The sequence below is a fragment of the Microbispora sp. ATCC PTA-5024 genome (genome assembly GCF_000511135.2).
Lineage (GTDB): Bacteria > Actinomycetota > Actinomycetes > Streptosporangiales > Streptosporangiaceae > Microbispora > Microbispora corallina.
The window spans coordinates 240,488-253,800 of sequence record NZ_KI866525.1 but is presented as its reverse complement, the minus strand read 5'-3'; the positions used below and the strand labels follow the sequence as shown (position 1 = coordinate 253,800).

The 13,313-nt window shown below is 72.7% G+C and carries 13 protein-coding genes and 4 tRNA genes; 10 read left to right on the top strand and 7 right to left on the bottom strand.

Annotation, left to right across the window (positions count from 1 at the left end; translation table 11 throughout):
- Positions 1-11: 11 nt before the first annotated feature.
- Positions 12-242 (top strand): hypothetical protein, encoded by a 231-nt coding sequence (locus tag MPTA5024_RS27125; RefSeq protein ID WP_036329850.1) that lies wholly within the window; start codon positions 12-14, stop codon positions 240-242.
- Between the two features lie 17 nt (positions 243-259).
- Here MPTA5024_RS27125 and MPTA5024_RS27120 read toward each other — a convergent pair whose 3' ends face one another.
- From MPTA5024_RS27120 to MPTA5024_RS27105, 4 genes are all read right to left on the bottom strand, one after another.
- Positions 260-715, bottom strand: a complete 456-nt coding sequence (locus MPTA5024_RS27120; RefSeq protein WP_036329847.1) for a DUF5990 family protein — start codon at positions 713-715, stop codon at positions 260-262.
- Between the two features lie 75 nt (positions 716-790).
- Positions 791-865, bottom strand: a tRNA-Val gene (locus MPTA5024_RS27115).
- Between the two features lie 14 nt (positions 866-879).
- Positions 880-950: transfer RNA gene (locus tag MPTA5024_RS27110), tRNA-Cys, on the bottom strand.
- A gap of 13 nt (positions 951-963) precedes the next feature.
- Positions 964-1,035 (bottom strand) — tRNA-Gly (locus MPTA5024_RS27105).
- A gap of 115 nt (positions 1,036-1,150) precedes the next feature.
- Between MPTA5024_RS27105 and MPTA5024_RS27100 the strand changes: the two genes are divergently transcribed.
- Both MPTA5024_RS27100 and hutH read left to right on the top strand, forming a co-directional pair.
- Positions 1,151-1,882 (top strand): ArsR/SmtB family transcription factor, encoded by a 732-nt coding sequence (locus MPTA5024_RS27100; protein WP_084370051.1) that lies wholly within the window; start codon positions 1,151-1,153, stop codon positions 1,880-1,882.
- Positions 1,883-1,910: 28 nt separating this feature from the next.
- Entirely contained in the window at positions 1,911-3,458 is a 1,548-nt protein-coding gene (gene hutH / locus MPTA5024_RS27095; protein WP_036329845.1) for a histidine ammonia-lyase, read from the top strand.
- Between the two features lie 19 nt (positions 3,459-3,477).
- Here the strand turns inward: hutH and MPTA5024_RS27090 are convergent, their stop codons facing one another.
- Positions 3,478-4,689, bottom strand: coding sequence for an NAD(P)-binding domain-containing protein (locus MPTA5024_RS27090; RefSeq protein WP_084370050.1), 1,212 nt, complete (start codon positions 4,687-4,689; stop codon positions 3,478-3,480).
- An 84-nt stretch (positions 4,690-4,773) separates the two neighbouring features.
- Here MPTA5024_RS27090 and MPTA5024_RS27085 point away from each other — a divergent pair, with 84 nt between their 5' ends.
- The 3 genes from MPTA5024_RS27085 to MPTA5024_RS27075 are packed head-to-tail and all read left to right on the top strand — an operon-like array spanning position 4,774 to position 7,577.
- The gene (locus tag MPTA5024_RS27085) at positions 4,774-5,664 is read left to right on the top strand and encodes a LysR family transcriptional regulator (RefSeq protein WP_036329842.1); all 891 of its coding nucleotides are present in this window, start codon (positions 4,774-4,776) and stop codon (positions 5,662-5,664) included.
- 60 nt (positions 5,665-5,724) lie between these two features.
- On the top strand, positions 5,725-6,732 hold the full coding sequence (locus MPTA5024_RS27080) for a chorismate-binding protein (RefSeq protein ID WP_036329840.1): 1,008 nt from the start codon (positions 5,725-5,727) through the stop codon (positions 6,730-6,732).
- A 14-nt stretch (positions 6,733-6,746) separates the two neighbouring features.
- The gene (locus tag MPTA5024_RS27075; protein ID WP_157099757.1) at positions 6,747-7,577 is read left to right on the top strand and encodes an aminotransferase class IV; all 831 of its coding nucleotides are present in this window, start codon (positions 6,747-6,749) and stop codon (positions 7,575-7,577) included.
- Between the two features lie 12 nt (positions 7,578-7,589).
- On the opposite strand, the gene MPTA5024_RS27070 is transcribed toward MPTA5024_RS27075, so the two are convergent.
- A complete protein-coding gene (locus tag MPTA5024_RS27070) occupies positions 7,590-8,990 on the bottom strand; it encodes an LVIVD repeat-containing protein (protein ID WP_198167422.1) in 1,401 nt (466 codons plus the stop codon).
- Between the two features lie 92 nt (positions 8,991-9,082).
- Between MPTA5024_RS27070 and MPTA5024_RS27065 the strand changes: the two genes are divergently transcribed.
- On the top strand, positions 9,083-9,682 hold the full coding sequence (locus MPTA5024_RS27065) for a DUF305 domain-containing protein (RefSeq protein WP_232326660.1): 600 nt from the start codon (positions 9,083-9,085) through the stop codon (positions 9,680-9,682).
- 4 nt (positions 9,683-9,686) lie between these two features.
- Here the strand turns inward: MPTA5024_RS27065 and MPTA5024_RS27060 are convergent, their stop codons facing one another.
- A complete protein-coding gene (locus tag MPTA5024_RS27060) occupies positions 9,687-10,103 on the bottom strand; it encodes an SsgA family sporulation/cell division regulator (RefSeq protein WP_036329836.1) in 417 nt (138 codons plus the stop codon).
- Between the two features lie 455 nt (positions 10,104-10,558).
- On the opposite strand from MPTA5024_RS27060, the gene MPTA5024_RS27055 reads away from it, so the two are divergent.
- The 3 genes from MPTA5024_RS27055 (at position 10,559) to MPTA5024_RS27045 (ending at position 13,097) form a co-directional block, all read left to right on the top strand.
- A tRNA-Val gene (locus MPTA5024_RS27055) sits at positions 10,559-10,633 on the top strand.
- Positions 10,634-11,007: 374 nt separating this feature from the next.
- Positions 11,008-11,751: a hypothetical protein gene (locus MPTA5024_RS27050; RefSeq protein WP_157099756.1), complete on the top strand. Its 744-nt coding sequence runs from the start codon at positions 11,008-11,010 to the stop codon at positions 11,749-11,751.
- A gap of 752 nt (positions 11,752-12,503) precedes the next feature.
- A complete protein-coding gene (locus MPTA5024_RS27045) occupies positions 12,504-13,097 on the top strand; it encodes a hypothetical protein (RefSeq protein ID WP_036329834.1) in 594 nt (197 codons plus the stop codon).
- Positions 13,098-13,313 lie beyond the last annotated feature (216 nt).

Here is a 13,313-nt window from a genome sequence, read left to right as displayed (position 1 = left end):
CAGGAGAACGCGTGACCTCTCTCAGCAAAGACAACCTGGACCTGGCCGCGACCGCGGAGAAGCTCGCCGACAGCGCCCCCACCGGGTCGCTGCGCCACGCCGCCGCCAAGTCGGTCGCCATCACGTTCGCCACCACGCGCGACCTGTCCCAGGCCCGCACCACCCTCGACGGGCTCGCCCCCGACGACGTGCGCAAGGCCGCGCTGGAGCTGTTCGACCAGCTCTCCGCCCGGCCCGAGTAGCCGCCGCCCCCGGACGGTCAGCCCGCGGCGGTCCAGGTGATCGCCGGCGGCCGTACGGCCGCGCACAGCGGATGGCCCTTGGCGTCGGTGAGGCCGAGCCGGCCGACCAGCGTGCCCGACTCCACGGCCGCCCGGGCGACCTCCGGGGCGACGGCGTCGAGCATGAGCTTGGCCCGGCGGAACACGGTGAGGCCGCCGGCCGGATCGGCCGTGCCCCACGACAGGTAGACGAACCGGCCGCCCGGCCCGCCCTGGACGTACGGCCCCCGGATGTCGACGCCGTCCGGGCCGGCCAGTGCCGTGCACTCCAGGGTCCAAAGGGCGGACGGCGCGTCCCCCGGCTGGAGGCCGTCGATCCCCCCGGGCCGGTTGCGGCGCTGCACCCCCACGTGCACGCCCGTGTACCCCGGAAAGCCCTGGGCGGCGGGGCAGTCGCGTCCCGGCAGGTCCACGCCCTCGATGCGGATCAGCATGGGGCCATCCTCGCAGGCTCCCTCGGGAGGGGGGCGGAAAGCACGACGGGCCCCGGCGTCGCCGGGGCCCGTTCCTGGTGGGCGATACTGGGATTGAACCAGTGACCTCTTCCGTGTCAGGGAAGCGCTCTCCCGCTGAGCTAATCGCCCGTGTGCATATGCAGAGGTGGAGACGGGATTTGAACCCGTGTACGCGGCTTTGCAGGCCGCTGCCTCGCCTCTCGGCCACTCCACCGGGTCAAGCTCCGAGCGGAAGACGGGATTCGAACCCGCGACCCTCACCTTGGCAAGGTGATGCTCTACCACTGAGCCACTTCCGCGTGCTGTCCGTCACCGGACTCACGCAGAGCACTTTATCCAATCCCCGCCGAGTACCCAAATCAGAATCCGGATCCTTCGACCGCCGTCGAAGAATCGCTGGTCTACGGTCGATACATGCCCGCCGAGTACATCGCCATGGACGCCGACGTCGCCCCGGTGGCGGCCCTGATCGCCGATCCGGCGCGCGCCGCCATGCTCACCGCCCTGCTGGACGGCAGGGCCCTCGCGGCGGGTGAACTGGCCCGCCTGGCGGGGGTGAGCGCTCCCACCGCGAGCTCCCACCTGGCCCGGCTGCTGGACGGCGGCCTCGTCACCGTGGTCAGCCAGGGGAGGCACCGCTACTACCGCCTCGCGGGCCCCGACGTCGCCGCGGTGCTCGAGGTGCTGGCCCGGGTCAGCGACCGGCCGGCCGTGCGGTCCCTGCGGCAGTCGCGGCAGGCCCGCCTGTTGCGCGAGGCCCGGACCTGCTACGACCACCTCGCCGGGCGGGTGGGCGTGGAGATCTACGACGCGCTGGTCCGGGAGGGCCGGCTGCTCGACGAGGAGGAGGGCGCGCGGCGGATCACCGACGCGGGCGCGGCGGCGCTGGCCGGCCTGGGCGTGGACGTCGAGGCCGCACGGCTCAGCCGCCGCCGGTTCGCCCCCGGCTGCCTCGACTGGCTGGAGCGCAGGCCCCACCTCGGCGGGGCGCTGGGCGCCGCCCTGCTGGAACGGCTCCTGGACGCGCGATGGCTGGTCCGCGGCTCGGCGCGCAGGGCTCTCCGGCTGACCGAGGCCGGCCGGGACGGACTTGCCGCGACCCTCGGGTGTAAGGACCTAAGCTGCGATACGCTGGTTACCTCTTAGAGGTCCAGGAACGTGAAAGAGTAGGACGATGCACGACAACGAGGTCGTCGCCGTCGGGCCCGAGCCGCTCGCCTTCGAGGACGTCGTCCGGGTCGCCCGGTACAACGCGCCGGTGCGGCTGACGGACGACGCGATCGCGGAGATGGCCGCCTCCCGCGGGAGGATCGAGGAGCTGGCGGAGGGCGACACCCCCGCGTACGGCGTCTCCACCGGTTTCGGCGCCCTCGCCACCCGGCACATCGACCCGTCGTTGCGGGCGCGGCTCCAGCGCAGCCTGGTCCGCTCGCACGCCGCCGGCTCGGGTCCGGAGGTCGAGACCGAGGTCACCCGGGCGATGATGCTGCTGCGCCTGCGGACGCTCGCCAGCGGCCACACCGGGGTCCGGCCGGCCACGGCCCGCGTCCTGGAGTCCCTCCTGAACGCGAAGATCACGCCGGTCGTCCACGAGTACGGCAGCCTCGGCTGCTCGGGGGACCTCGCGCCGCTGTCCCACGTCGCCCTGACGATCATGGGCGAGGGCGTGGTCCGGGACGCGTACGGACGGATCAGGCAGGCCGGCGAGGCGCTCAAGGAGTGCGGGATCGAGCCGGTCGAGCTGGCCGCCAAGGAGGGCCTCGCCCTGATCAACGGCACCGACGGCATGCTCGGCATGCTGGTGCTCGCCCTCGGCGACCTCACCCGCCTGCTCAGGACCGCGGACATCACGGCGGCCATGAGCGTCGAGGCCCTCCTCGGCACCGACTACGTGTTCGCGGCCGACCTGCAGGCGCTGCGCCCGCACCCGGGGCAGGCCGCCGCGGCGGCCAACATGCGGGCGCTGCTCGCCGGCTCCGGGGTGATGGCCTCCCACCGGGACGGCTCGTGCACCCGCGTCCAGGACGCGTACTCGCTGCGCTGCGCCCCGCAGGTGGCCGGCGCCGCCCGGGACACCATGGCCCACGCCGCGACCGTGGCCTCCCGCGAGCTGGCGAGCGCCATCGACAACCCGGTCGTGCTGGCCGACGGCCGGGTGGAGTCGAACGGCAACTTCCACGGCGCCCCCGTGGCGTATGTGCTGGACTTCCTGGCGATCGCGGTGGCCGACCTCGCCTCGATCTCCGAGCGGCGGACCGACCGGATGCTCGACGTGGCGCGCAGCCACGGCCTGCCGGCCTTCCTGGCCGACGACCCCGGCGTGGACTCCGGGCACATGATCGCCCAGTACACGCAGGCGGCCGTCGTGTCGGAGCTGAAGCGGCTGGCGGCGCCCGCGAGCGTCGACTCGATCCCGAGCTCGGCCATGCAGGAGGACCACGTCTCCATGGGCTGGTCGGCCGGGCGCAAGCTGCGCAGGGCCGTCGACGGCCTCACCCGCGTGCTCGCCGTGGAGCTGCTGACCGCGGCCCGGGCCCTCGACCTGCGCCGCCCCCACGAGCCCGCTCCCGGCACGGGCGCGGTCGTGCGGGCGCTGCGCGAGGCCGTGGCGGGCCCCGGCCCCGACCGGTTCCTCGCCCCGGAGATCGAGGCGGCCGTCCAGCTCGTCGCCGACGGCACCGTGGTCAACGCCGCCGAGTCCGCCGTCGGCGCCCTCGCCTGAGAACCCGAGACCCGGGCGGTCAGGAGACGGCGGCGACCAGCTCGACCTCCAGGAGCAGGCCGGGGCGGAACAGCCGCGGCACCTCGACCGTTGTGCTCGCGGGCGGCTCGCCCGTGATGTGGCGCCGCCGCACGGCCACGTACTGCGGCAGCAGGTCCATGTCGGTCAGGAACGTCCGGATGTGCAGCACCCGGTCGAACGACGAGCCCTGGTCGGCGAGGATGCGGCGCAGGTTCTCCATGACGAACTCGGCCTGGCGGGTCATGTCGCCCTCGCCCACGACCCGGTCGTCCTCGTCGAGGGCCACCTGGCCGGAGACGAAGAGCAGGTCGCCGGCCCGGGTGGCGTGCGAGTAGTTGCCGTTGGTCGCGGGGACCGAGGCCGGGTTCAGCCTGCGCACCGGCTCCGGCGGGCCGGCGGCCTCGGCGAACGGGATGATCGCCGTGAGGTCCCGATCCGCCAGGCCCGCCGCGGCCGCCTCGGCCAGCCGGTCGCGGGCCGCCGCGGCCACCGACTGGGCGCTCCCCGGGCCCTCGGTGCCGAGCCGCAGATCCTTGGCCGCCAGGCCCAGCGCGTACCGCGTCTCGAACGGGCCCGATTCGACGGCGGGCCGCAGCCGCTCCGCGAGCGGCCCGAGCGGTGTGGCGGCCAGCACGTCGAGGACGGCCGACCGGTCCAGCCCGAGCGCCCGCGCGTAGGCGAGGCCCTCGGCCAGCCCCACCTGGGCGGAGACGAACACGTTCATCACGGCCAGCTTGGTCGCCGCGCCCGTGCCCGGGCCGCCCGTCTCCCTGACGGTCCCGAAGACGGACAGCACCTCCCGCACGCGGGCGACGTCGCCGGGCGCGCCGCCCGCGAGCACGGTCAGCGTGCCGTCCGCGGCCGGTCCGACGCTGCCGAGCACGGGGGCGTCGACCAGGGCCACCCCCTCGGGGAGCAGGCCGCGCACCCGCCGGACGGCGTCGGGCCCGATCGTGGACATCTCCGCGAGCGCCGACCCCGGCCGCAGTCCCGGCGCCGCGGCCCCCACGACGTCCTCCACGGCCCGCGGATCGCTGAGCATCGTCACCACAATGTCCGCTTCCGTCACGGCTTCCTCCGGTGAGGGGGCCGAGCGCGCGCCGGGCACCTGTTTCGGCGTACGGTTCCATACGGTCACGTCGTGCCCGGCGGCGACCAGCCGCCCGGCCATGGGGGCGCCCATGCGCCCCAACCCCAGAAATGCGATCACGGCCGGGACGCTAGTGGAGGATCCTCCTATTCCACCAGCGATTAGATCGCATGGAAGCCATACCGCGAACTCATGGATGGGAGCATGTTCGAGACCGACGCGCTGGTGCTGCTCGACATCGTGGCCCGTACCGGGTCCTTCACGGCGGCCGCCCTCCAGCTCAGCTACACCCAGTCCGCCGTCTCCCGCCGGATCGCCTCCCTTGAGGCCGAGGCGGGCGGCCCGCTGTTCGAGCGGCTTCCCCGCGGCGTACGGCTGACGCCTGCGGGGCGGGCGCTGCACCGCCACGCCCGTGAGGTGCTGGAACGCCTGCGCCGGGCCGGCGAGGAGCTGTCGGCCATCCACACCGGGACGGGCGGGCGGCTGCGCGTGGGGGCGTTCGCCACGGCCAACGCGGTGCTCGTGCCCGCGGCCCTGCGCGCGTTCCGCGAGGAGAGCCCCGAGGTGGGGGTGACGCTCGTGGAGGGCCTCAGCGGCGCGCTCATGGAGGCCCTCGGCCGGGGGGAGATCGACATCGCCGTGGTCAGCGACTACCCCTCCGGGCTGGGGCCGGGGGAGGACGCCGAGGTCGTGCCGCTGATGGAGGACGAGCTCCTGGTCGCCCTCCCCGCCGACCACCCGCTGGCCGCCTGGGAGGAGGTCGACCTGCGCGACCTCAAGGACGAGAGCTGGATCGAGGGCGCGCCCCCGGGCAGCGCCACCATGCTCGCGGCCGCCTGCGCCCGGGCCGGCTTCACCCCGCGTGTGGACATCAGGATCGCGGAGTGGACCGGCAAGCTCGGGTACGTCGCGGCCGGCCTCGGGGTGACGCTGGTGCCGGCCATGGCCGCCCCGGCCGTGCGGAGCGATATCGCGCTGCGGCGGCTCGGCGACCTCGCCCCCCGGCGGTCGGTGTACGCGGCCCTGCCGCGCACGACGGCCCTCCCCGCCGCCCGCACGCTCCTCGCCCTGCTGCGCGACCGCGTCCCCGCCTGACCACTGCGAGAGGTGGACGACGGTTTCGCCGGGCGTGCGGCGGGTTGCGACAATGGAGGCGTGCACGACGCATTCGCCCACGTCGGGGGACGCCTGGCCACCGGCCTGCGGGACGTGACGACCGACCTCGCCGCCCTCGACGGCGAGGGATGGTGGGCCGTCGTCGTGACGTACGAGGGCAAGGTGACCTGCGCCCGCTTCGACCGGGTACGCCCGGCGCCGCTGCCCCCGCCGTCCCGCCCCTGGCACGGCCCGCGGCGCGACGCGTGGCGCAGCTCGCTCGACCGGACGGCGTACGAGCGGGGCGTGGAGCGGATCCGGGACCACATCGAGCGGGGCGAGGTCTACCAGGCCAACCTGTGCCGGATCCTGTCCGCGCCCCTCCCCGGCCCGGCGGACCCCCGCGCCCTGGCCGCGCGGCTGGCCGAGGGAAACCCGGCGCCGTACGCCGCGGTGATCGACGTGCCGGGGCTTGCCGTGGTGTCGGCCTCGCCGGAGCTGTACCTGTCGCGCAGAGGCGAGCTGATCGAGTCGCGGCCGATCAAGGGGACCGGGGCGACCGCGGCCGACCTCCTCGAGAAGGACTACCCGGAGAACCTGATGATCGTGGACCTCGTCCGCAACGACCTGGGCCGCGTGGCCACGGTAGGCTCGGTGTCGGTGCCCTCCCTCTTCGCGATCGAGGAGCACCCCGGGCTGGTCCACCTGGTGTCGACCGTACGGGCCCGGCTTGACCGGGGAGCCGGCTGGCCGGAGCTGTTCGCCGCCACCTTCCCGCCCGGGTCGGTGACGGGGGCGCCGAAGTCCTCCGCGCTCCACGTCATCAACGAGCTCGAACCGGAGCCCCGCGGGCCCTACTGTGGGGCCGTGGGCTGGGTCGACGCCGACAGGCGCGAGGGGGCGCTGGCCGTCGGCATCCGCACCTTCTGGATCGAGCACGACACGGTCCGGTTCGGCACAGGCGCGGGCATCACCTGGGGCTCCGACCCCCGGCTGGAGTGGCGCGAGACCGAGCTCAAGGCCGCCCGGCTGATCGGGCTCGCGTCGGAGGGCGGGCCGCGCGCATAGGAACGGAGAAGGAGATGGCAGTACCCATCTGGGTCAACGGGGAGCTGTACGAGCCCGACAAGGCCGTGGTGTCGGTGTTCGACCACGGTCTGATGGTCGGCGACGGAGTGTTCGAGACGATCAAGGCGGTCGACGGCGAGTCCTTCGCCCTCACCCGGCACCTCGACCGCCTCGCGCTGTCCGCCAAGCGGATGGACCTCCCCGAGCCCGACCTGGCCGCGATCGCCGACGGCGTGCGCCGCTGCCTTGCGGCCGCCCCGAAGTGGCCGCTCGCCCGGATCAGGATCACCTACACGAGCGGCCCGGGCCCGCTGGGCTCCGACCGCGGCGGGGCCGGGTCGAACACGATCGTCATCGTGGGCGAGCAGGCGCCGTTCCCCGCGGCCGCCGACGTGGCCGTCGTGCCCTGGCCGCGCAACGAGCGGGGCGCGCTCGCCGGCGTCAAGAGCACGTCGTACGGCGACAACGCCAAGGCCCTCGCGTACGCCAAGGAGCGCGGCGGCGCGGAGGCGATCTTCGAGAACCTCGCCGGCGACCTCTGCGAGGGCACCGGCAGCAACATCTTCATCGTCACCGGCGGCCGCCTGATCACGCCGACGCTCGCCTCCGGCTGCCTGGCCGGAATCACCCGGGCGCTCACGCTCGAGTGGTACGGCGGCGAGGAGGCCGACGTGCCGATCTCGGCGCTGTACGAGGCGGAGGAGGCGTTCCTCACCTCCACCACCCGGGACATCCAGCCGATCAGGGCCGTCAACGGCGTGGTGCTGCCCGCCGCCCCCGGCCCGGTCACGCTGGCCGCCATGAAGGCCTTCGCCGAGCGGGCCGCGGGCGACCTCGACCCGTGACGCCCCGCCGGCTCAGCCCCGGCCGTACGGGTGCTGGCTCTGCGGGTTGAACCCCGTCATCCGCACCTTCCCGGCCGGGGCCGTCAGGGGATCGTCGAGGCGCAGCACGTCCAGCCCCTTGGTGATGTCGCTGGAGTAGATGTAGCCGTTGTAGTAGTACGCCGACCAGGAGCCGCCGAGTTCCAGCTCCGGCGCCAGCGGCCCCCGCTCGAAGTAGGCGATCTCGCGGGGGCGGGCGGCGTCGGTGAAGTCCCACACCGAGACCCCGCCCATGTACCACGCCTGGACCATGACGTCCCGCCCCGGCACGGGGACGAGCGAGCCGTTGTGGGCCACGCAGTTCTCCTTCGGGCCCTGCGGACGCGGGATCTTGTAGTAGCCCTGCCGGACCAGCCGCCGGTCGGGCGTCAGGGAGTAGACGGCGTCCGCGCCCTTCTCCGGGCTGACCTGGGCGTTGCAGGTCGCCGCGAGCCCGCCGCCCAGCTCGTCGCTGAAGACGACCTTGGTCCCCGCGTCGTTGAACGTCGCCGAGTGCCAGATGGAGAAGTTCTCCTGGTCCGTCACCACCTGGAGCACCCGCGGCTTCACCGGGTCGGAGATGTCCATCAGCACACCGTCGCCGAAGCACGCCCCCGCCGCGAGCCCCTTCTCGGGGTACGCGGTGATGTCGTGGCACCCGGCCGATACCTCATCGGAGGTGCCCTCCAGCAGCGCCGGCGTGGCGACGACCCGCGCGTCGCCCGGGTGCCTCACCGGCACCTCGACGATCGAGATGTTCTGGTGGGGCGGCGGGCAGGTCGGCGAGTCGTCGATCGGGCCGGGGGAGGACACGTACAGGTAGAGCACGTCGGGGGTCTTCCCGGGCACGATCGTGTTCGTGTGGGAGCCGCACTCGGTGCGCACCGACGCCACGTACCGGGGGTCGGTCTTGTCGGAGACGTCGAAGATGCGGACGCCCTCCCACTCCTTCGGGTCGGAGGGGTCCCCAGGGCCGGCGGCGCAGGTGTCGTCCGTCCGCGGGTCGTCGACCGAGACGAACAGCAGGTCGCCCGCGACCGACACGTCGTTCTGCCCGCCCGGGCAGACGACCCGGGAGACGGCCTTCGGATGGGCCGGGTCGCTGATGTCGTGGACCGTGAAGCCCTCGTAGTTGCCGACGTACGCGTAGTCGCCCTCGAACGCCATGTCGGTGCCCCAGGCCTGCGGCCCGTCGAACGGCGCCTGGAGGGGGACGTTGGCGACGACCGTCATGTTGGGGCTGTGCCGGATCTCGTCCTGGCCGGGCAGCCCGGCGGTCTGCCCGGCCGTCGATTCGGCGGTGGGCGGGGACGACGGGTCGGGCGCCGAGGCCGTGCAGGCCGCGGACAGGAGGACGACGGCCGCCGCCGTCGCCGTCAGCACCGGTCGTCTCACTGCGCCCCCATCTCTCGGCAACGTGGCCCAGTATGGAAGCTATGTCCGGCAGGCGTCCGGTGAGGGCCGCTTTCGTAACGGTTGCGCTCGCAATGATCGCTCCGGCCGCCTGCTCGTCCGCCGAGCGGCCGGCCCCGCTCGTGGCGGGCTCCGGCGCCCCGGTCGTCGTCCCCGGCGCCCCGGGGGAGCCGGGCCGTACGGCGGAGCCCGGACAGCGGCTGGGGGAGTCGCAGGCGCGGGCGGCGGCGCAGGACGTCCGCTTCGCCGAGGCGATGATCCCCCACCACAGGCAGGCGATCGAGATGGCCGGCCTGGCGGCGGCCCGCACGGACGACCCGTCCGTGACGGCGATGGCCGGCCGCATCGCGACCGGTCAGGGTCCGGAGGTCGCGGTCATGACGTCGTGGCTGGAGGCGCTCGGCCGCCCGGCGCCGGAGGCGCACGACCACACGTCGGGCGGGTACGGCATGGCCACGCCGGACGAGCTCAACCGCCTCCGTGAGGCCCGCGGCGCCGACTTCGACCGGTTGTTCCTGTCACTGATGATCCGGCATCACGAGGGTGCCCTGCGGATGGCGGGGGAGGAGCTGAGGGCGGGCAGGGACCGGGCCATGCTCGCGATGGCGCAGGACGTCATGTCCGGGCAGCAGGTGGAGATCACCCGCATGCGGCGGATCCTGGACGGCGTCTGACCGGTCAGGAGCTCCAGAGCATGTTGGTGAGCTCCTCGTCGAGGTCCATGAAGTCGGTCTCCCGCCCGGCCGGCACCAGCTCGTACGTCCGGTGCAGGAACTCGGTCAGCGGGGCCAGCGGCACCTCGAACAGCGCCTGGCCGAAGGGCGAGGTGAGGCTGATGTTCAGCGTCCGCTCGCCGTCGGAGCGGGCGGGCCACACCTGGACGTCCCCGTCTCCCACCCGGCGCACGATGCCCACGGTCAGCAGCTCGCGGGCGAAGATCCACTCGACCGGCTCGTCATTCCCCACGTGGAAGGCCATGCGGATGGCGTACGGGTCCTCGGCCGTGTAGCTCAGGCCGGCGAGCAGGGGGACGGTCGTACGGTCGGGGACCACAAGCCGAAGGCCCAGCTCGGCAGAGACGGTGGTGCTGTTCATCGTCAGCCAAACCTTTTCGTCGTCGGGTCCCCAATCAGGGGCTATCACTGCGCGGACGGGCTTCGTCCGCCGCTCGTGCTACGAGGCGAACGAAGAGACCCGTAGGAAAGATTCCGCCTCCGAGCCCTTCTGTAACGCACATCACAGCTTGACATTCGGTCATCTACCTGCTCAAACATCGTCAACAGGCACAGTCTTACCTCTGCTTTACGTGTCCCCGACCTCCCCTTCTCAGTCCCATTGGCCACATTTGATCTTAGGTGGTGCGTATGGGTCGAGCATGGGGCATCACGATGCTATGACACGAGACGGCCGCACCGTGGTCTGTCCGGCGAACCTTTCCCACGCTGTTGGCGAAGCCGGTACGCGCGCACGGGCTCGCCGTGCTTTCGCCAGCACCCCCCCGGGTGCGGTATGGTTTTCCCCGTCGGCACCGCAAGGCGACCGGCCGTCCCGGGCGATTAGCTCAGCGGGAGAGCGCTTCGTTCACACCGAAGAGGTCACTGGTTCGATCCCAGTATCGCCCACCACGTTTGCGCATTTCAGAAGGCCGGGCCGCTGTCAGGCGGGTCGGCCTTCCGCCTTCTGGAGCGTGGTTGGACCGCGGGACCAGACGGCAGGCCCCGTCCCGGACCGTCACCAAGTGGCGAGGTTCGGCAGGCTGCTGTTTCTTACCGGGGCTTGTCCGTCGCCGTGCTGTCCCTTGCGGCAAGCGGAGGGTCGCGCCTGGATGCGGAACGCTGGAGTGATCCGCGGCGATGTCCTGATGACCGCTCAGCCGCAATCAGCCCGTAGGGAGCGGTATGGTCGACCTCGGCTTCACCGGTCCCAGTCGTCCGGCCAATGACCATCAGTTCCTGTCAGTGACCGACGGAGACACCCCAACATCGCGATGGCGGTGCGGATGGTGTCCATCGACACACCCGAGACGCATTATGGCGGCAGCCCGGCCATGGCGCAGGCCCTCCTCGACCGGACCCGGGCCCGCCTGCTGGGCGGCACCTATGACGTGCTCCCGGCTGGCCTGCGTGAGTACCTGGTGGCGCGGATCACCTCCGACGCCGCGCAGCGTCATCAGGCCGCCGGTGAGGCGGCAGCCGCCACTCACACCAGCATGATGAATAGTCGGCTGGCCCGGCCGGACGGGAGTCAGCGCAACATGGCTGTGATCGCCACGGGCGAGCTCGTCGAGGCCAAGGGCCGCCTGCTCGCTTACACCGCGCCCTGGTTCGCCGGTAACGCTGCCGATCCGCTTCCGCCACGAGATAACCCTCGCCGCCGCACGTTCAACCTCGACATGGTCGCGCAGGGATGGGCTGCGCTGTTTCTGATCTATCCGTCGATTCCGCCCGCCTGGGATCTGAATCTGCTGCTCGCGGAGGTCGACACCGCCTGGCGCGAGCAGCGCGGCGCCTGGGCGCGGGCTGGAGCCGACCTGCTTCTTGGCTATGAATACCGCGCACTCATCAAGCTCGGTGCCCGCAATTTGGGCCGGCCCGACGACATGATCGCGGATGCCTTTCAGCGCGTCCGGCCGTCACGGCACGTCCGATCGCCAGGACGGCGAGAACGCGACTGCGCGCGCATGCGGCCGGCACGGGGACGCCCGGCCACGGCCCCGCGGAGGAAGGCCCGCAGGTGCGGGTAGTCGTACTCTTGCCCCCCAGGCAGCTCGGCGGCGGCGCGAGCGGATCGGCGGGATGCAGGCAGGAGCGGCTCTGGGGCGAGACGATCAAACAGCCGGGGGCTCAGATACCGGCGAGTTCCAGGAACACATGCAGGTCGTGGGTGGCTTCCGCGATGGCACCGGTGGCGACGGCGAGGACCACGCCGGCGGCGATGACGAGTGCGGGGTGGTGGCGCAGCGGGGGCGTGAGGAGGGCGGCGACCCGGCCGGCGTGGTGCTGGTCGGCGCGCTGGCCTCCCTCGTCGCCGCGGTCACCGACCTACGCCGAGCCCAGCAGCACGTGGCCCAAGCAGCCGCCGCCCGCCAGGGGCCAACCGGCTGCTCACCCAGGTCACGGTGTCGCCGACGCCTCCCACTCACCCTCAACCCGTACGGCTGCACCAGAACTCTCCGAGGCAGCCCGGCAGCATGGTCAGGGAGCCCCGGCATGGATGTGAGCACTACGACGACCCGATGCGCGAAGCTCTGGGACGGGCGGCCGGACGCACCGCCCAGCCGACCTCGCTTCTCGCGGTCACCGTCCAAGTCGGAGTCGACATCGCACGGCGCCGGGCCGAAATCGCCCAGGCCCGCGACCTCGCCGCCCGGCGGAACTGGAACGGCAGGCGCACGCCGTACGGCAAGCCGCCCGGACCCGCTGGGCTCCCGCCTGCGACGCCCGCTGGCTCGGCGCAGCCGACCTACTCGACGTCGGCAGGATCTGGAGCGCGGCCGTGCCGCACGCGGCCGACGAGCCCACCGCCGAGGCCGCTATACGCAAGTGCGAGGAGCGGCTACGAAAGCTGCACCCGCACGCGATGGCCGACTACGACCGGCTGCGCACGAACGGGGCGGACCGCCTTGAGGTGCTGCGCCAGGCCGCCCCGTCGTTCTCCCCCGACACCCGCGGCCCGGCCCCGCGCCGCGCGGCGGTCACCGTCGGCGAGGGGCACGAGACGGTGTTCGACCGGTTCGAGCACGGACCATTCCGCGAGGACTGGGAGCACGCACGGTGGGAACGCGTCGCCGAGCAGCGGGCGCACGAGCTGTTGGACGAGATGAGCGCCTGTCCGGGCGGTGCCGTGCCGAGCGACGAGGAACTGCGGTCGGTGCTGGAGACCAGGAAGAACGTGCCGCTGGAAGCTATCAATGTTGCGGTAGCCATCCGGGCCAGTACGGCGGCGGCACTGGCCGCCCTCGACCACCCACACACGGTCGACCAGGTGATGAAGTCCGCCGTCGACGACACCGCACCCAGCTCAACTTCCCCGGTCCGTCCGCTGCGCCGCCAGGCTACTTTGCCCACAGTCAGTCCGCCTGCTCCATGAAGGCTAGACCGCTCACCCCAAGTGCGTGGGGAGGACTCCCCACCGCGTCGATCCCCGGCTCACTCCACGTGCGTGGGGAGGACACGTAGTCGTCCGCGCACCCATTCGGCCACAGTGTGCTGCGCGGACCCGACCCTGCTTCGTCCCCGTCGAGGATGACAGGGTCGGCGCCAGGCCATGACGGGCAGGAGACCACCACCTGCAGGCCACCTAGGG